Origin of the sequence: Jatrophihabitans sp., assembly GCF_046262535.1 — a bacterium.
Classification (GTDB): domain Bacteria; phylum Actinomycetota; class Actinomycetes; order Mycobacteriales; family Jatrophihabitantaceae; genus Jatrophihabitans.
Genome location: NZ_JBHEMO010000003.1, coordinates 73,080 through 89,823, shown reverse-complemented (window position 1 = coordinate 89,823; position 16,744 = coordinate 73,080). Strand labels below are relative to the sequence as shown.

Sequence of the window (16,744 nt, the reverse complement as noted above, 5' to 3'; positions counted from 1 at the left end):
GTTCAACGACCGAGGGCGACCGGCAACCGCAGCGGCCCGCGGATCGTCGCGGCGTTGCGCGGGACCATCCGGCCGGCCCGCCGCAGCCCCGGCGCCCGTTCGGCGAGGGCGGCCAGGGCGATCGTCGCCTCCAGCCGGGCGAGTGGCTGCCCGAGGCAGTAGTGGATGCCGCTGGAGAACGCGAGGTGCTCCACCGGCAACGTCCGGGTGATGTCGAAGCGGGCCGGGTCCTCGTAAACCTGCGGGTCGCGGTTCGCCGCGCCGATCAGGGTGACGACGTACTCCCCCTGTCGCACGAGCGTGCCGTCGAGGGCGACGTCGGTGTGGGCCACCCGGCCGGTGCGCTGCACGGGCGGGTCGTAGCGCAGCACTTCTTCCACGGCATTGCCGGCCAGGGTCGGGTCCGCGCGCAGGGCCGCCCACTGGTCGGGGTGGTCGACCAGCGCCATCACGCCGTTGGAGATGAGGTTCACCGTGGTCTCGAAGCCCGCGATGAACAGCAGGACGCACAGCGGCACCATCTCGGCCGGCGTCACCGTGTCGCCCTCGGCGGCGACGATGCGCGACACCACGTCGTCGGCCGGCTCGCGCCGCCGGCGCTCGAAGAGCTCGTGAAACATCGCCTCGAGGCCGGCGTTCGCGGCGAGCAGTGCCGTCAGGTGGCGCACGCCCTTCACGCCGTCGAGGGCGGTGCCGATGGTGGCCCCCCAGCGGGCGAAGTCGTCGGCATGCGTGGCCGGCACACCGAGCAGTTCACTGATGACCGCGATGGGTAGCGGCGCGGCGAAGGCCGAGACGAAGTCGACGCGGCCATCAGGCGGCAGGTCGTCCAGCAGCTGTTGCACCGTCTTCTCGATCAGGGGGACGTAGCCGGCCATCTGCTTGGGGCTGAAGGCCGGCGCGGCGAGCCGGCGCAACCGCGTGTGGTCGGGCGGGTTCATCTCGAGGAAGGAAAGGCCGCCGCCGTTGCTCTCGGCTCCGTCCGGGCCGACCCCGAAGCGCCGGTCGCGCAGCACCTGGTTGCACAGCGGGTGGCTGGTCGCGACCCATGGCCCTACCCGGGCCCGGCAGATCGGTCCGCGCTCGCGCAGCCGCTCGTACAGCGGATACGGGTCGTCCCGCCCGGGATGCAGCATGAGCATCGCCAGTTCGTCGTGTTTGACGTAGCCCTGGTAGCCGAGGACGGCCTTGGCCCGGTAGAGCTCGGCGGTGAAGGCGGCGAGCTGCCGGACCTGCGCGGCATTGGCCATCGTCGCAGGATATGCCCGGTGTCGGTCCGTCGGGCTGCTGCTTGCACTCGGCCGGGGCGAGTGCTAAACCTGAATTGGCACTCGGCTAGGCTGAGTGCCAGCCGGATACCAGTGAGGCCCACTCCGGGCCGTCCGTCGCGGGCACTGTCACCCGGCACTTAACTAGCGTGCCACCCAAGAGTGAGGACCACCCAGAATGGCCAAGTTGATCGCGTTCGACGAAGAGGCCCGACGCGGCCTCGAGCGCGGCATGAACCAGCTCGCCGACGCCGTGAAGGTGACGCTCGGCCCGAAGGGCCGCAATGTCGTGCTGGAGAAGAAGTGGGGCGCTCCCACAATCACCAACGACGGCGTCTCCATCGCCAAGGAGATCGAGCTCGAGGAGCCGTACGAGAAGATCGGCGCCGAGCTCGTCAAGGAGGTCGCCAAGAAGACCGACGACGTCGCCGGTGACGGCACCACCACCGCCACCGTGCTCGCCCAGGCGCTCGTCCGCGAGGGTCTGCGCAACGTCGCCGCCGGCGCCAACCCGATGGCGCTGAAGCGCGGCATCGAGGCCGCCGTGGCGTCGGTGTCCGAGGTTCTGGGCAACCAGGCAAAGGACGTCGAGACCAAGGAGCAGATGGCGGCCACCGCCTCGATCTCCGCCGCTGACACCACGGTCGGCGAGATCATCGCCGAGGCCATGGACAAGGTCGGCAAGGAAGGCGTCATCACCGTCGAGGAGAGCAACACCTTCGGCCTCGAGCTCGAGCTCACCGAGGGCATGCGCTTCGACAAGGGTCACCTGAGCGCGTACTTCGTCACCGACGCAGAGCGCATGGAGACCGATCTCGAGGACCCCTACATCCTCATCCACGAGGGCAAGATCTCGAACGTCAAGGACATGCTGCCGCTGCTCGAGAAGGTCATGCAGACCGGCAAGCCCCTGGCGATCATCGCCGAGGACGTCGAGGGCGAGGCCCTCGCCACCCTGGTCGTGAACAAGATCCGCGGCACGTTCAAGTCCGTCGCCGTCAAGGCGCCGGGCTTCGGTGACCGCCGCAAGGCCATGCTGCAGGACATCGCGATCCTGACCGGTGGCCAGGTCATCACCGAGACCGTCGGCCTGAAGCTCGAGAACGCCTCGATCGAGGACCTCGGCCGGGCCCGCAAGTTCACCACCACCAAGGACGAGACCACGATCGTCGAGGGTGCGGGTGACGCCGCGCAGATCGAGGGCCGGGTCAACCAGATCCGCGCCGAGATCGACAAGAGCGACTCGGACTACGACCGCGAGAAGCTGCAGGAGCGCCTGGCGAAGCTCGCCGGCGGTGTTGCCGTCATCAAGGTCGGCGCCGCGACCGAGGTCGAGCTCAAGGAGCGCAAGCACCGCATCGAGGACGCCGTTCGCAACGCGAAGGCCGCCGTCGAAGAGGGCTTGCTCCCGGGCGGCGGCGTGGCTTTGGCCAACGCCACCGTCACCGCCTTCGAGAAGCTCGAGCTCACCGGCGACGAGGCCACTGGCGCGAACATCGTCAAGGTCGCGCTGCTCGCTCCGCTCAAGCAGATCGCCATCAACGCCGGCCTCGAGGGCGGCGTCGTCTCCGAGAAGGTGCTCGGCCTCAAGCCGGGTTGGGGCCTCAACGCCGCGACCGGTGAGTACGTCGACATGTTCAAGGACGGCATCGTCGAGCCGGCGAAGGTGACGCGCTCGGCTCTGCAGAACGCCGCGTCGATCGCCGCGCTGTTCCTGACCACCGAGGCCGTCGTCGCCGACAAGCCGGAGAAGGCTCCGGCTGGTGGCGGCGGGGGCGGCATGCCCGGCGGTGACATGGACTTCTGATCCGTCAGGGTCAGCCGGTCTGAACGTCCGAAGGGGCGGTCCCGAAAGGGGCCGCCCCTTCGTCATGCTCTTTCCCCTTCCGAGTTGTCCGTGCTCCGCCACACCATGACGTGGCTACGCACGGACAACTCGCAAGGGGGCGAGGCTCAGACGGGCCAGACGTAGGGCAGATCCGGCGGCTCGGTCCAGCCGTAGCGGCCGTAGAACTCGGGATCCTTGCGCAGCAGGTTGCTCCGGTGACTCGCGTGCAGCGCCTCGTCGCCGAACCAGGGCGGCAGCACCGACGCGCCGGGCCGGGCGTGCGCCAGCAACTTGTCGTGGACGGTGTCGGCGCGTCCCCGCCCCGTCCACTCAAGGCACACGACCAGTCCGTAATCGACGAGCGCGGCCTCGTACCCGCGCCACATCTTCACCACGGGATGGTGCCGCCAGCCCTTGGTGACCTCGTCGAGCGTGCGGATCACCTGGTAGGCCTCGACCCGTTGCTTGCCCAGCCGTACGTCGTCGAGGGCGCCGGCGCTGGCGGCGAAGTCGGGCAGCGGAAGGAAGGTCTGCATCTCAGCCGAGTAGGTCGTCCACGTAGCACCAGCGCCACGCCTCGCCGGGCTCTATCGAGCGCATCACCGGATGGTGGGCGTCCTCGCGGTAATGGGCCGCGGCGTGCTTCTGCGGGGACGAGTCGCAGCAGCCGACATGGCCGCAGGTCAGGCACAGGCGCAGATGGACCCACCGGGTGCCGTCGCGCAAGCACTCCTCACACCCCTCGGGCGTCCGCGCCCGGACGGCCTTGGGCGCCTCGCGCAGGTGCGGGCAGTCGCCGGCCCGCTTCGTCGGGGTGGTCAGCTCGTCGTCGACCCGCGCCGCTGCGTCGTCGACGCGGTCGAGCATCGACTCCTCGACGTCGATGGACATCAGCGCGCGGCGCAGCACTTCGTCGTCGTAGGCGCCGGAGTCTCGGGCCTCCAGGATCGAGCCGCGTTCGGCCGACAACATCTGCAGCCGCAGTCGCCGGTAGGCCGCCGCGGGCGGCTCGAGCTCGCTCTGGGACCGGCCGAGCTGCTCCCAGATGCCGTCGCTGCGTTTGGTGGCCCGGGTGCGCAGTTCGGCCAGCACCTCGGGCGGGTCGTCGTCGGTCGACACCTCGTCGAGCACGGCGAGCCCGGCCCGGGCGGCGGAGGTCACCAGCCCGGCGGTCTGCAGCGCGTCCTCGGCCGCGTCCGGTCCCGGCAGCCTGAGCCGCCGCACGAGCCACGGCAGGGTGAGGCCCTGGATCAGCAGTGTTCCGGCGACCACGGTGAACGCGGCCAGCGCCAGCAACGCGCGTTGCGGGGTGTCGGCCGGCAACAGGAAGACGGCCGCGAGCGTCACCACACCGCGCATGCCGGCCCAGGACACGACGGCGCTGACCCGCCAGTCCCAGGCATTCATGCGCAGCAGGCGGAACACGGCGGCGATCCCGAACATCCACAGCACCCGGGCGCCGATGGTCGCGGCCAGGACCGCCAGGCAGGGCCACGCCACCTGTCCGACACCGAGGTTCTCGTGGCGGACGCTGTTGATCAGGGGACGCACCTGCAGGCCGATCAGCAGGAAGACCACGTTCTCGAGCAGGAACTGGACGGTGCGCCAGTTGATGTTCTCGGCGATCCGCGAACTGGCCGACTGCAGGACGACGGACTTGTGTCCGAGCAGCAGACCGGTCACCACGACGGCCAGCACGCCGGATGCGTGGATCTCCTCGGCCGGCAGGAAGGCGACATAGGGCGCGGCGAAGGACAGCGTGGTGTCGAGGACCGGATCGTTGATCCACCGCCGGACCATGGCCAGCACGAAGGCGGCGGCCAGGCCGACCAGCAGTCCGCCGCCGGCCGCGCGCACGAAGTCCCAGCCCACCTCGAGCGGGCTGATGGACGAGGTCATCGCCGCGATGGCCGTGTTCAGCGCGACCAGTGCGGTCGCGTCATTGACCAGGCTCTCGCCCTCGAGGACGGACACGATGCGCCGCGGCATCCCGACTCGGCGGGCGACCGTCGTCGCGGCGACGGCGTCCGGGGGCGCCACGACCGCGCCGAGCGCCAAGCCGGCGGCCAGCGAGATCCCGGGCGCCACCCACCAGGCCAGGAACCCGACGGCCACGGTGCTGAACGCAACCAGCCCGATCGACAACAGGGCGATGGCCCGCCGGTTGACCTTGAAGTCCACCAGGCTGGTGCGGATCGCGGCCGCGTAGAGCAGCGGCGGCAGCAACCCGATGAGGACCAGGTCAGGCGTCAGATTGATGTCGAGGAAATGCGGGATGAACGAGAACCCGATACCGACCACGACCAGCGCGAGGGGCTCGGATCGCTGGTAGCGGCGCGCGAGCCCGGCCACTACGCCCGCGACCGCGACGAGCGCGAGGATCGTCAGCGCGGGGTGCACTGCACCATTCTGCCGATCAGTCGGTGCTGACCTCGCTGGCGGGCGGCGCCGTGACGGTCACCGGCTTGTTGTAGTTGGTCACCGTGACGTTGCTGGCCACCTCCTGCCCCTGCACCTTGAAGTCCTCGTTCACCCGGACCGGGCGTCCCTGGTCGTCGATGTAGAGGTCGAGCGGCAGCGTCTTCAGACCACTCGAGGCGAGGGCGTCCTTGCCCGGCAGGTCGGCCGGCAGCTTGGCGATGTCCACGACCACCGAGTAGTGCGTGGCCTTGACCCCGCTGACCGTCGCCGACCCGACCAGCTTGACGGTCTGGGCCGCGGTGATGAACGCGCCGACGCTGCCGATGGACGCCGAGGACAGCGCAGAGTCCAAGGAACCGGCCAGCGCGCGGACGGTGGGGTTGCTGCTGTCGGGAGTGACCAGGACGTACGGCTTGCCGGACTTGTTCAGCGACGCGGGCAGCTTGGCGTAGGTCTTGCCGCCGACGATGATCAGCTGCAGCGATCCGGCGCCGCCGGGCAGTTGCTCGGTGATGTCCATCGCGACCAGCTTGCCGCCCGACAGCTTCTCATCACCCGCGCCGGAGACCTTCTGCCCGGCTGCGTCGATGTCGAGGGAGATGTGCGCGGAGGTGATCCCGGCGATCGCCGACTGCATGAGCCCGCCGAGGCCAGCGGCGTCGGTGGGCTTGCCGCCGGGAGCGGCGGCGGACGACCCGGCGGCACCGCTGCTGCCGGTCGACCCCTTGCCGGACGTGGACGAGGAGCAAGCGGCCAGCAGGCAGGACAGGGCCAGCGCGGCGCAGAGACGGCGAGAGTTCATGCCACCTGCCTACCACTGCCGCCTGGTGGAGGTCACGACTGCCTCAGGGCGCGGCGGACTTGGTCACGTCGCGGGCGTGATGCGCGAGGTCGTGCAGGAAGTAGCGGGCGAACGATTCGACGGTGAAGACGGACCCGTTCGACCGCCGACCCGGCCGTCCCCACTGCTCGTCCTCCACCCGGGCGAAGTCGTCGGCGATGGCGTCGGAGGCCTCGGCCAGCTCGCCGGTCACCGTCGCCGGCAGCTGCTGCCAGTAGCGGCTCTCGACAGCGGTCGCGTCCTGGTCCCAGTTGTCGAAGAGCGGATCGTCCTCGGTCAGCATGAGTTGCAGGCGCCGATCGAATATCCGGCAGACGTCGCGGACGTGGCAGCCGTACTCCACGGGCGCCCAGACGGCCGGCTGCGGGCGGACCGTCGCATCAGGCCGGGCGAGCGCTTCGCGAATGACCGAGGTGAACCGGCGGGTCAGGTCCGGCACTTCCGAGCGCGGCACCTGGCCGGCGTCGAAGCCGCAGTCAGGACACGGCTGGGACAGCACCCACGTCCAGTCCTTGTCGTCGGGCTCGGGCAGCGCAGGCGTCGTCACGGCATCAACCTAAACGGGGCGGGCAAGCGCGATCTTGTGCAGACACGCCGGAAATAGCCCGCGCGTCTGTACAAGATCGCCTTGGGCCCGGTGACGCTCGCAGACCGAGTACCAGCCCTGTCAGAGCGGTCGCAGGAGGTCGTCGGCGTCGACGATCGTGTAGGCGTAGCCCTGCTCGGCCAGGAACCGCTGCCGGTGGGCGGCGTACTCGGCGTCGAGCGTGTCCCGCGCGACCACGGTGTAGAAGTGCGCCTGCCGGCCGTCGGACTTGGGCCGCAGCACCCGGCCCAGCCGTTGTGCCTCCTCCTGCCGCGAGCCGAACGTGCCGGAGATCTGGACGGCGACCGCCGCCTCGGGCAGGTCGATGGAGAAGTTGGCCACCTTCGACACCACCAGCACGCGTGACTCACCTCGACGAAACTCGTCGTAGAGCCGCTCGCGCTCCTTCGTCGTCGTCGAGCCCTGGATTATCGGCGCTCCGTCGAGCTCGGCCGAGACGTCGTCGAGCTGGTCGAGGTAGGCGCCGATGACCAGCACCTGGTCGTCAGGGTGGTTGTCGACGATCTGCTTGATCACCGGCAGCTTCGTGCGCGCGGTCGCCGCCAGCTTGTAACGGTCCTCCGGCTCGGCCGTCGCGTAGGTCATCCGCTCGGCGTCGGTGAGGGTCACTCGGACCTCGGTGCAGTCGGCCGGGGCGATCCAGCCCTGGTTCTCGATGTCCTTCCACGGCGCGTCGTAGCGCTTCGGCCCGATGAGGGAGAAGACGTCGCCCTCGCGGCCGTCCTCGCGGATGAGTGTGGCGGTAAGGCCGAGCCGGCGGCGCGACTGCAGGTCCGCGGTCAACCGGAAGATCGGCGCGGGCAGCAGGTGGACCTCGTCGTAGATGATCAGCCCCCAGTCGCGCGAGTCGAACAGTTCGAGGTGGCGGTACTCGCCCTTCCGGCGGGTCGTCATCACCTGATAAGTGGCGATGGTGACCGGGCGGATCTCCTTCTTCTCGCCGCTGTACTCGCCGATCTCCTCGTCGGTGAGTGACGTGCGGGCGAGCAGCTCGCGCCGCCACTGACGGCCGGCCACGGTGTTGGTGACGAGGATGAGCGTGGTGGCGTTGGCCCGGGCCATGGCGGCAGCGCCGACCATCGTCTTGCCGGCGCCACAGGGCAGAACGACCACCCCCGAGCCGCCCTCCCAGAACATGTCGGTGGCCTGCTGCTGGTAGTCGCGCAGGTGCCAGTTGGCCTGGTCGAGGTCGATCTGGTGCGCCTCGCCGTCGACGTAGCCGGCGAGGTCCTCGGCCGGCCAGCCGACCTTGAGCAATGCCTGCTTCAGCCGGCCCCGCTCGGACGGATGGACGAGCACCGTGTCGTCGTCGACCCGCTGACCGAGCATCGGCGTGATCTTCTTCTGCCGCAGCACCTCTTCGAGCACCGCGCGGTCGAGGCTGATCAGCACCAGCCCGTGGACCGGGTGCTTGGCCAGCTGCAGCCGCCCGTAGCGATCCATGGTGTCGGCGACGTCGACCAGCAGGCCGTGGGGCACCGCGTACCGGGAATAGCGCACGAGCGCATCGACGACCTGCTCGGCGTCGTGGCCGGCGGCGCGCGCGTTCCACAGGCCCAATGGGGTCAGCCGGTAGGTGTGGACGTGCTCGGGGCTGCGCTCGAGCTCGGCGAAGGGTGCGATCGCGGCGCGGGCCTCGGCGGCCAGCGGATGATCGACCTCGAGCAGCAGGGTTTTGTCGGACTGGACGATCAGTGGTCCGTCGGTCACGTTTCTCCAAGCGGTTGGGCGACTGTCCATTGTCGCAAACAACCGCGCGGGATGTGCTGTTCCAGCTCGATTCAGGCCGACAAGCGGTACAGGATGTCGGGATTCCCGTCCTTGTCGATCCGCTCCCGGACGTACTCGAAGCCGGCCTTCTCGACGACGCGCCGCGATGCCACGTTGTCCGGGTGGATGGTGGCGTAGATCGCGTCGAGACCGCGCACGTCAAAGGCGTAGCGGGCCAGCCCGGTCACGATCTCGCCGGCCAGCCCTCGTCCCCATCGGTCTTTCATCAGGACATAGGTGATCTCGATCGTGTCCGGCTCGGTGCCGTGGATCAGGCCGGCATAGCCGAAAACCTCGTCGGTGTCCGGGTCGGCGACGGCCCACGTCGTCCACCCGTCCTTCGCGTGGTTGCGTCGCGTGACATCGATCCAGTGCGCGGTCTCGTCGCGGGTGAGGCCGGTTCCGACGTCCACGTAGCGCATTAGTTCCAGGTCGCCGGTGATCGCCGCGAACTGGTCGAGGTTGCCGTCGGTGAACGGTCGGATGACGGCGCGGTGGGTGCGGACGACGATCACCCGTCCGAGCCTAGGCATGCCGACGATCACCTTTTCCTCGGTGGGCGACGCGGGAGCGGGGCCGGAAGGACGCTGCCGGAGGAAGACCTGATCGGGACTACTCGTCCTCGTCGGCCAGGACGCGGACCGCCGTGATGCGGTGCACGGGGTAGGACGCGAGGCCGGACCGGCCGCGCTCGTAGCCGCGGACGTAACCGGCGGCCAGCGAGATGGGATGGATCTCGTGCGCGGTGGCCGACCCGTCGGGTTCGGCGACGCCGAGCCACACCAGTTGCTCTTCGCGCACGGCCCGGCGCAGCAGCTCCATCGTCGCCGCCGAGGTGACGCCGGGAACCTGGGCGGCGATGGGCTGGATCCGCCGCCCGATCTCGGCCAGCGCGTCGCCGGAGCGGATGCGGCGGACGAGCTCGCCGAGCTGGGCGTCGGAATCGGCGATGCCGCGCATGGTGACCGACCGCGCCGGCGGACGCGACGGTGCCCGCGGGGCGTCGGCGCCGAGGGTGATGACGTCGCCGCCCGGGGCCTCGGCGGCCGGGCTGTATCCGGACGCCCGCAGCGCGTCGAGGACCCGGTTCACCGGGGCGTCGGAGACGAGGACAGTGGGGGCGATCAGCCGCAGATTGAGCGCAGCGGAGTCCTTGTCGGCCAGCACCCGGGCCAGCAGGGCCTCGTCGTCGCAGCGCAGGTAGCTGGCCGCGGCGCCGGCGCGCAGCACGCCGTGCCGGCGCGCGGAGTCGTCGATGAGGTACCGCAGCGCCTGCGGAACAGGTGTGCGCGAGTGCTGCTCGACGAATTGGGCCAGGTACTCGCCGGTTCGACCGGCGTCCAGGGCCCGGCGGACGGAGCGTTCGGTGATGCGGTAGACGTGCGCGCCGCCAGTCGATTCGATGTCCGCGATCAGCCCGAGCTCGGTGCCCATCGCCGGCGCCGGGGGCCCGGGCACGACAATCGTGAGGTCGGGCTGGACGAGGAAGTGGTCCACCGGGTCGGGCAGCGCGTGGGCCAAGGCGTGTTCGGCGGCAGCCGAGGTTCGGCTCGAGTCGGCGGCCGCGGCGGAACCGGCGAGCAGCGTGCGCGTGTAGCCGGTGACGCCGCCCGCGGCCGTCAGTCCGAGGAGGTCCGCCTCGGCCAGGATGGCCTCGGCGAGCGGGCGCTGGCCGGCGGCCCGCCGGGGCTGGTGCCAGGCCAACAGGTCCAGGACGGCGTCACGGGCAGTCGGCGCCGCGCCCGGCGGCAGCCCGGTGAGCAGGTCGAGGACCTGCCGGCGCAGCGACGGGATCGTCCCGCGCTCGGCGTCGGGGCCGAGGGCGCTGATCACCCGGTCGCGCTCGCCCCGCTGGCTGACCAGGCTGGGCTGGCGCGTCATGGCCAGCCAGGACGAGGCCAGGGTGATCCAGCGCGGAGCGGTGTCCCGCGCCCGCCAGACGTCATATTCCGCAGTGGGCAGGAACACCGGTTCCGGACCGTTGGTGTTGTTCACGAGCGACGCGGCATAGGCGATCTCGGCCACGAGGGCGGCCACCGGCTCGTCCACTCCGAGGTCCTTGGCCGTGCGGCGCAGCTCGCGGACCCCGACGCCGCCGGAACGCAGCAGCGGTGGGGGCTGCGCCGTCCAGCTCTCGACGAGCGCATCGACCAGCCGCAGGAACTCGAGTACCGCGGTGGTGCCGAGGCGGTCGAGTTCGGCCGGCTGCCGGCTCACCAGCTCCAGCGGCGGCGGAACCGCCGCCGTCCGGCCGACCGCTCCGTCACGCAGGACCAGACCGACCTCGCGCGGAAGTTCGACGCGCTGCGTGTCGATGGGGGCAAGCAGTCCGCGGTTGATCAGCCGATGCGGCGGGGTCAGGTCGGTACCGGTCGCGGCCAGCCGCGAGTTGCGCACCGTGCCGACCGGGGGCCGGCGGCCAGCCGGTCGAGAACCTCCTGCTCGGCCGGGTCGGCCTCGGCGACCAGGGCGGCCACGCGCTGCGGGTCGCCCAGCGCCTCGGCGACCGCGGCACCGGCGCGGGGCTGGGCGGCCGGCGGCAGGCCGAGATGCCGCAGCACGGGGACGAGCGAGGTGTCGGGAACGATCGCGAAGAGGGCAGCAGCGGGCCGTCCGAGCCCGGCGGGATACGGGCCGACCGACTCGCGAACGGTCGGTACCAGATGCACCCGGGTGGCATCGCCCCACACGAGCGCACGGTCGAGCAGCGGCAGAAGACCTTCCGACGGGGGGTTGTCGATCGCGTCGTCGTCGCCGGCCGCGAGGATCAGGACTTCCAGGGCGCCGAGGGTGAAGGCGTCCAGGCCGTCGACGGCGCGCTGGGTGGACGTGCGCACGCCGACCCGGCCGGCCAGCGCCGCGAGGTCGGCCGGGGCGGGCAGCGCGAGATCCGGGCGCAGCCGCAACAGCCGGACCAGCTGGTCGTCGTCGCGACCGCGCAGCCACTCGACCAGCGAGGCGGGCTGCGGCGTCGGCTCATCGCCGCCGGCGAACCGTTCGGGCGATGCGACCACGGGAAGCGGCGCTCAGCGCCCGTTGGCGAGGTGCGGCCGCTCTTCGGGCTTCGGGTGCTTGTAGAACAGCTGCTCGACCGGCAGCGGGAACTGGGTGTCGCCGAATGGGGAGTGCGCCCCCGCGGCGTCGGACACCAGCTCGGAGACGGTGAAGTCGACCCGGTGGGAATTGTTGCGGAACTGCTCGGGAAGACGAGGCGCGGTGCCGGCCATGGATAGCCCTTCTCGCTGGTGTCGGACAGGCGATTCTATCCGGCCCGTCGTCCGGGGGTGAATCCGTGCGGAGCAGGCAGTAGCCTGAAAGACACGAGGCACCGCCGGCGTGCGGTGCCTTGCCTGCTATCTGGACATGAATCTGAGGAGTGCCCGGTGCCTACCGGCAAGGTGAAGTTCTTCAACGCGGACAAGGGTTTCGGCTTCCTCTCCAACGACGAGGGCGATGACGTCTTCGTCCACCGTGACGCGCTGCCCGACGGCCTGACCGAACTCAAGGCCGGAACCCGCGTGGAGTACGGCATCGTGTCGGGACGCAAGGGCAACCAGGCGATGCAGGTCCGGGTGCTCGATCCGGTGCCCTCCGTGGTGCGCAATGTGCGCAAGCCGGCCGACGAGATGGCTCCGTTGGTCGAGGACCTGATCAAGCTGCTCGACAACACGTCGAACTCGCTGCGCCGGGGCCGCTATCCCGAGCGCGCCGAAGCCCGCAAGATCGCCGGCCTGCTCAGGGCCTTCGCGGATAACTTGGACGCTTGACCGCCTCTCCGACCTTTACTGCTGTCGTTGCCTGAGGTGGTCGGCGTCGGTTCGGCCGGTTTTCCTCGCCTCCAGCCGTGCGTCACCGGAGCGCTGGGCTGCTAGGGGTGAGGCCGGCTTGGTGGGCTCTTGTCAGCAACGCTTCGGCGGCGGCGTAGCCCTCGTCGCCGAGGTCGCGGGTGAATTCGTTGACGTACAGCGCGATGTGCTGCTGCTGGACGTCGGGCGCCATCTCGTCGGCGTGCGCGGCCACATACGCGGCCGATGCCTGCGGGTTGGCCCACGCGTACTCGACCGACGCCCGCGCCGCTCGGCCCAGGGCTCCCGCGTCGAGCGAGCGGCGGGCCAGGATCGCGCCGAGCGGGATCGGTAGCCCGGTGTCGCTCTCCCACCACGCGCCGAGGTCGACGAGCGACGTCAGCCCGTACGACGGGTAGGTGAACCGGGCCTCGTGGATCACCAGGCCGGCGTCGTAACGCCCGTCGCGCACCGCCGACATGATCGACGCGAACGGGACGACGTCGATGCGGGCCGGCCGTTGTCCGGCCGCCCACAGCCGGAACAGCAGGTAGGCCGTCGAACGCTCGCTCGGCACTGCCACCGTCCGGCCGTCCAGCGAATCGACACCGCCGCGAGTGAGCACCAGCGGTCCGCAGCCGCGGCCCAGCGCGCCGCCGCTCGGCAGCAGCGTGTACCGGTCGAGCAGCCACGGCAGCGCCGCGTAGGACACCTTCACGACGTCGAACGCGCCGCGCTCGGCTTCGGTGTTCGTGACGTCGATGTCGGCGAACGTGACGTCGACCGGCGGGGCGCCGGGTACCAGCCCGTGCACCCAGGCGTGGAAGACGAAGGTGTCGTTCGGGCACGGCGAGAACGCGATCTTCATGCCAGCGCCGCCGCCACCGCGCGGGCCAGAGACTGCAGCGCCAGGAGGATCTGCCACGAATCGCGATCGCGCGGTCCGACGGCGTTGCTGATCGCGCGGACCTCGCCGAACGGCACACCGCAGAGCGTGGCGGCCGCGGCCACGCCGGCGCCCTCCATGCCTTCGGCGACAGCGTCCGGGAACCGTTCGGCGAGGGCGGTCGCCGTCGCCGCCGTGCCGGTCACCGTCGCGACGGTCAGGACGGTGCCGAGATGCCCCCCGGTGCGGTCGGCCAGCTCGACCGCGAGCTTGGGCGCCACCTCGTAACGCTCAGTACCGAAGCCCAGTTGTGACAGCGGCACGAAGCCGTCGGGCGTCTCGGCGCCGAGGTCGGCGAAGGCGATGGTGGACGCGACGGCCACCTCACCGGCTGACAGCGCTCCGAACCCCCCACCGATGCCGGCGCTGAGGACGAGGTCGACACCGTCCAGCGCCCGGGCCGTGGCCGCGGCGACCGCCGCCGGCCCGACCCCGCCGACGAGCAGCGCGACATCCGCATCGGCCGGCAGCGCCGCCGCGATCGCCTCGCACTCGGCCGGCACGGCCGTGACCACCAGAACCTTCACCCGGCGGCCCGCGTCATGACGCGGTGGCGCAGGAACACGACCACGCCGACCGCGAGTGTGATCACGCCGGCAACGACGAACGCGAGAGCGCCGTCGCCGTCGGACTTGCTCGGCAGGGCGACGGCAATCGCGGCGCCGATGACCCAGGCCAGCTGCAGGAACGTCTCGGAGCGGGCGAAGGCGCTGGAGCGCAGCGTCTCGACGACGTCGCGCTGGATGAGTGCGTCCAGCGCGATCTTGGACAGGGCGTTCGCGACGGACGCCACGAGCATGCCGGCCGCCGCGAACGCCGGATCGAACGACAGGGCGACCAGCAGGCAGACCGCGCCGGCCGCGCAGGTGCAGATGGTGATCAGCAGCTCGGGCACTCCCATGTGCAACCGGGTGCCGATGGCGGTGCCGAGGAAGTTGCCGACACCGGCCGCGCCGATCACCAGCCCGAGTTCCAGGGCGGCCTTGAGCCCGTGCTGCGTCGACTCGACGTAGAAGGCCAGGTAGATCGTCAGCAACCCCGACAGCAGGCGCAGGACCGACTCGCCCTGCAACGCGATCACCAGATGCGGGTCGAAGCCTTTCTTCGCCCACGACTGGATCCGCGAGATCGGTGGGACCTTCGCCTGCGCCCGCGGGCGCACCGGTTCGCCAGGGTGGCGGGGTGCGGCCGCCGCGGAATCGACCTGCTTGGGCAGCCGGAACGCGAAGAACCCGCAGGCGAAGAACCCGCAGGCGGTGACGACCAGACCCATGCTGTACGACCCGGTGATCTTGATGATCACGCCGACGACGCCGCCGAGGACGAGTGTCGAGCCCAGGCCGAAGATCGTCAATCGCGCGTTGGCCGAGGTGAGGGTCATCCCCTGCGGCACCAGGCGGGGGGCGGCGGCGGCGCGGACGACTCCGTACGCCTTGGACAGGACGAGGGAACCCAGCGCGCACGGATAGAGGACGAGCAGCTCGGTGGCATGCGCGGCCATCACGAGCGCGAGCACCCCGCGGCCGAGCGCTGTGCCGGCCATCGTCCAACGGCGGCCGTGCTGCAACCGGTCGAGCGCGGGCCCGATCACCGGGGCGACGACCGCGAACGGCGCCATCGTGATCAGCAGGTACAGCAGCACGTTGCCCCGTTGGGCGTTGGCGCTCGCGCCGAAGAACACGGTGCCGGCCAGTGACACCGTGATCATCGCGTCGGTGCCGTAGCTGAGGACCTGGTTCCAGATCAGCGCCGTGAGGCCGGACTCGAGCGCGCCGTCGGCCTTGCTGGCCCGGATGACCTTGCGGGTCACCGTGCGGGCGGCCCGGTTGGTCTGGGTGATCGCGCTGCGCCCGATCAGCAGCGCCGCACCGCCGGCGGTCGTGGCGGCCGGGCGCTCGGGTCGCCCGGGCTGGCTGTTGTACGTGGGGGAGCTGAAGCCGTCACCCGGCGGTGCTTCGTAGGCCGGCGGCGGCTGGTAGCCCGGCGGTGCTTCGTAGGCCGGCGGCGGTTGGTAGCCCGGCGGTGCTTGGTACACGGGCGGCGGCGGTTGGTAGCCCGGCGGAGCTTGGTATACGGGCGGCGGCGGCTGGTGGACCGGCGGCGGCTTGTAGGGCGGTGGGCCGCCGGCGCGTGGTCCGTGTGTCGTGTGGCCGGACTTGGAGAACCGCTTGCGCGGTTGCCCGTCGTTGTCTTTGGCCACGCGTCCATCCTGCCCCACCGGGACGACCGGACGTCGACGCCGCGATGAGACAATGCAGGCGTGACGACTCCAGACGCCCCCGAGCCCAGCAGCAGCGTCGCCACCGCCGAACCGCGGTCCACGCCCGACGCCGTCCTGGCGGCGGCCGTCGAGGTCGCGCGGGCCGCCGCCGTCGACGTCGGCGGCGACTCGGTGGGCGAGCACCTCGGTGTCCGGGCCGAGCCCGAGGTCGATCGGGTCGCCACCCACGCGTTCGCCGCCACCCTGCCCGGTTACGTCGGCTGGTACTGGGCGGTCACCGTCGCCCGCGTGTCGCGCAGCAAGACGGTCACCGTCGACGAGGTCGTCCTGCTCCCGGGCGACGGCGCACTGCGCCCGCCGCCGTGGGTGCCGTGGGAGGAACGGGTGCGCCCGGGTGACCTCAGCCCTGGTGACCTGCTGCCTCCGCCGCCACCAGGCGACCCGCGGCTCGTGCCCGGTTACGTCCTGTCCGACGACCCGGCGGTCGAGGCCGTCGCCTTCGAACTCGGCCTGGGGCGCGAGCGTGTGCTGTCCCGCGAGGGCCGGCTGCTGGCCGCGGAGCGGTGGCACGAGAGCGACCGCGGGCCGGAGACCCCGATGGCGCGCAACGCACCCGCGCACTGCGGAACCTGCGGCTTCTACCTGCCGCTCGCCGGGTCGCTCCAGGCCGCGTTCGGGGTCTGCGGCAACGAGATCACCGACAGCGACGGGCAGGTCGTCAGCGTCGAGTACGGCTGCGGGGCCCACTCGCAGGTCGCCGTCGAGACCAGCGCGGTCGCCGAACCGGCCGAACTCGTCTACGACGACGGTGAAGAGATCAGCGCGGACTAGATCGTGCGCCCGGCCCGTCGGTGGCGCACCATGACGGCCAGACCGAGCAGGCCGAGTACCCAGCCGGCCAGGCACGTCCACAGCCAGATGCGGTGGCCGTGCTCGCCCAGCCACTTCCAGAACGGCAGCAGCGCGACGAACGCCACGAACCAGATGAGGGTGCCGACCGCCACGATCCGGCGCGCGTTGATCTGCACGGCTGGCGGGGTCACGAGGTCGGGCACGC

General features: G+C 71.0%; 17 protein-coding genes. 3 read left to right on the top strand and 14 right to left on the bottom strand.

Annotated features, from left to right (window positions below):
- Positions 1 to 2: 2 nt before the first annotated feature.
- Positions 3 to 1,250 carry a cytochrome P450 gene (locus tag ABR571_RS00570; RefSeq protein WP_409451235.1) on the bottom strand — a complete coding sequence of 416 codons (1,248 nt, stop codon included), beginning with the start codon at positions 1,248 to 1,250 and terminating at the stop codon, positions 3 to 5.
- Between the two features lie 196 nt (positions 1,251 to 1,446).
- Here ABR571_RS00570 and groL point away from each other — a divergent pair, with 196 nt between their 5' ends.
- Positions 1,447 to 3,075, top strand: coding sequence for a chaperonin GroEL (groL, locus tag ABR571_RS00565; protein ID WP_409451234.1), 1,629 nt, complete (start codon positions 1,447 to 1,449; stop codon positions 3,073 to 3,075).
- A 146-nt stretch (positions 3,076 to 3,221) separates the two neighbouring features.
- Here groL and ABR571_RS00560 read toward each other — a convergent pair whose 3' ends face one another.
- From ABR571_RS00560 to ABR571_RS00520, 9 genes are all read right to left on the bottom strand, one after another.
- Positions 3,222 to 3,632, bottom strand: coding sequence for an MSMEG_6728 family protein (locus tag ABR571_RS00560; protein WP_409451233.1), 411 nt, complete (start codon positions 3,630 to 3,632; stop codon positions 3,222 to 3,224).
- Between the two features lies 1 nt (position 3,633).
- Positions 3,634 to 5,496, bottom strand: a complete 1,863-nt coding sequence (locus tag ABR571_RS00555; protein WP_409451232.1) for a Na+/H+ antiporter — start codon at positions 5,494 to 5,496, stop codon at positions 3,634 to 3,636.
- Between the two features lie 16 nt (positions 5,497 to 5,512).
- A complete protein-coding gene (locus ABR571_RS00550) occupies positions 5,513 to 6,319 on the bottom strand; it encodes a hypothetical protein (RefSeq protein WP_409451231.1) in 807 nt (268 codons plus the stop codon).
- Positions 6,320 to 6,362: 43 nt separating this feature from the next.
- On the bottom strand, positions 6,363 to 6,905 hold the full coding sequence (locus ABR571_RS00545) for a DinB family protein (protein WP_409451230.1): 543 nt from the start codon (positions 6,903 to 6,905) through the stop codon (positions 6,363 to 6,365).
- Positions 6,906 to 7,025: 120 nt separating this feature from the next.
- Entirely contained in the window at positions 7,026 to 8,675 is a 1,650-nt protein-coding gene (locus ABR571_RS00540) for a DNA repair helicase XPB (RefSeq protein ID WP_409451229.1), read from the bottom strand.
- A 71-nt stretch (positions 8,676 to 8,746) separates the two neighbouring features.
- On the bottom strand, positions 8,747 to 9,268 hold the full coding sequence (locus ABR571_RS00535) for a GNAT family N-acetyltransferase (RefSeq protein WP_409451228.1): 522 nt from the start codon (positions 9,266 to 9,268) through the stop codon (positions 8,747 to 8,749).
- Between the two features lie 79 nt (positions 9,269 to 9,347).
- Complete coding sequence (locus ABR571_RS00530) at positions 9,348 to 11,132, bottom strand: helicase-associated domain-containing protein (RefSeq protein ID WP_409451227.1); 1,785 nt, start codon at positions 11,130 to 11,132, stop codon at positions 9,348 to 9,350.
- The gene (locus tag ABR571_RS00525) at positions 11,093 to 11,749 is read right to left on the bottom strand and encodes a hypothetical protein (RefSeq protein WP_409451226.1); all 657 of its coding nucleotides are present in this window, start codon (positions 11,747 to 11,749) and stop codon (positions 11,093 to 11,095) included. Before ABR571_RS00525 ends, ABR571_RS00530 begins: the two co-directional genes overlap by 40 nt.
- A 12-nt stretch (positions 11,750 to 11,761) precedes the next feature.
- A complete protein-coding gene (locus ABR571_RS00520) occupies positions 11,762 to 11,962 on the bottom strand; it encodes a hypothetical protein (protein WP_409451225.1) in 201 nt (66 codons plus the stop codon).
- A 156-nt stretch (positions 11,963 to 12,118) separates the two neighbouring features.
- On the opposite strand from ABR571_RS00520, the gene ABR571_RS00515 reads away from it, so the two are divergent.
- Positions 12,119 to 12,502 carry a cold-shock protein gene (locus tag ABR571_RS00515; RefSeq protein ID WP_409451224.1) on the top strand — a complete coding sequence of 128 codons (384 nt, stop codon included), beginning with the start codon at positions 12,119 to 12,121 and terminating at the stop codon, positions 12,500 to 12,502.
- 82 nt (positions 12,503 to 12,584) lie between these two features.
- Here the strand turns inward: ABR571_RS00515 and ABR571_RS00510 are convergent, their stop codons facing one another.
- The 3 genes from ABR571_RS00510 to ABR571_RS00500 are packed head-to-tail and all read right to left on the bottom strand — an operon-like array spanning position 12,585 to position 15,666.
- Positions 12,585 to 13,388 (bottom strand): 1,4-dihydroxy-6-naphthoate synthase, encoded by an 804-nt coding sequence (locus tag ABR571_RS00510; protein ID WP_409451223.1) that lies wholly within the window; start codon positions 13,386 to 13,388, stop codon positions 12,585 to 12,587.
- On the bottom strand, positions 13,385 to 13,993 hold the full coding sequence (locus ABR571_RS00505) for a futalosine hydrolase (protein WP_409451222.1): 609 nt from the start codon (positions 13,991 to 13,993) through the stop codon (positions 13,385 to 13,387). Before ABR571_RS00505 ends, ABR571_RS00510 begins: the two co-directional genes overlap by 4 nt.
- A complete protein-coding gene (locus tag ABR571_RS00500) occupies positions 13,990 to 15,666 on the bottom strand; it encodes an MFS transporter (RefSeq protein ID WP_409451221.1) in 1,677 nt (558 codons plus the stop codon). The genes ABR571_RS00505 and ABR571_RS00500 overlap by 4 nt, the downstream gene beginning before the upstream one ends.
- A gap of 135 nt (positions 15,667 to 15,801) precedes the next feature.
- Between ABR571_RS00500 and ABR571_RS00495 the strand changes: the two genes are divergently transcribed.
- A complete protein-coding gene (locus ABR571_RS00495; RefSeq protein WP_409451237.1) occupies positions 15,802 to 16,518 on the top strand; it encodes a DUF3027 domain-containing protein in 717 nt (238 codons plus the stop codon).
- Here ABR571_RS00495 and ABR571_RS00490 read toward each other — a convergent pair.
- Complete coding sequence (locus ABR571_RS00490; protein ID WP_409451220.1) at positions 16,515 to 16,742, bottom strand: DUF2530 domain-containing protein; 228 nt, start codon at positions 16,740 to 16,742, stop codon at positions 16,515 to 16,517. The genes ABR571_RS00495 and ABR571_RS00490 overlap by 4 nt on opposite strands.
- Between the last annotated feature and the right edge of the window lie 2 nt (positions 16,743 to 16,744).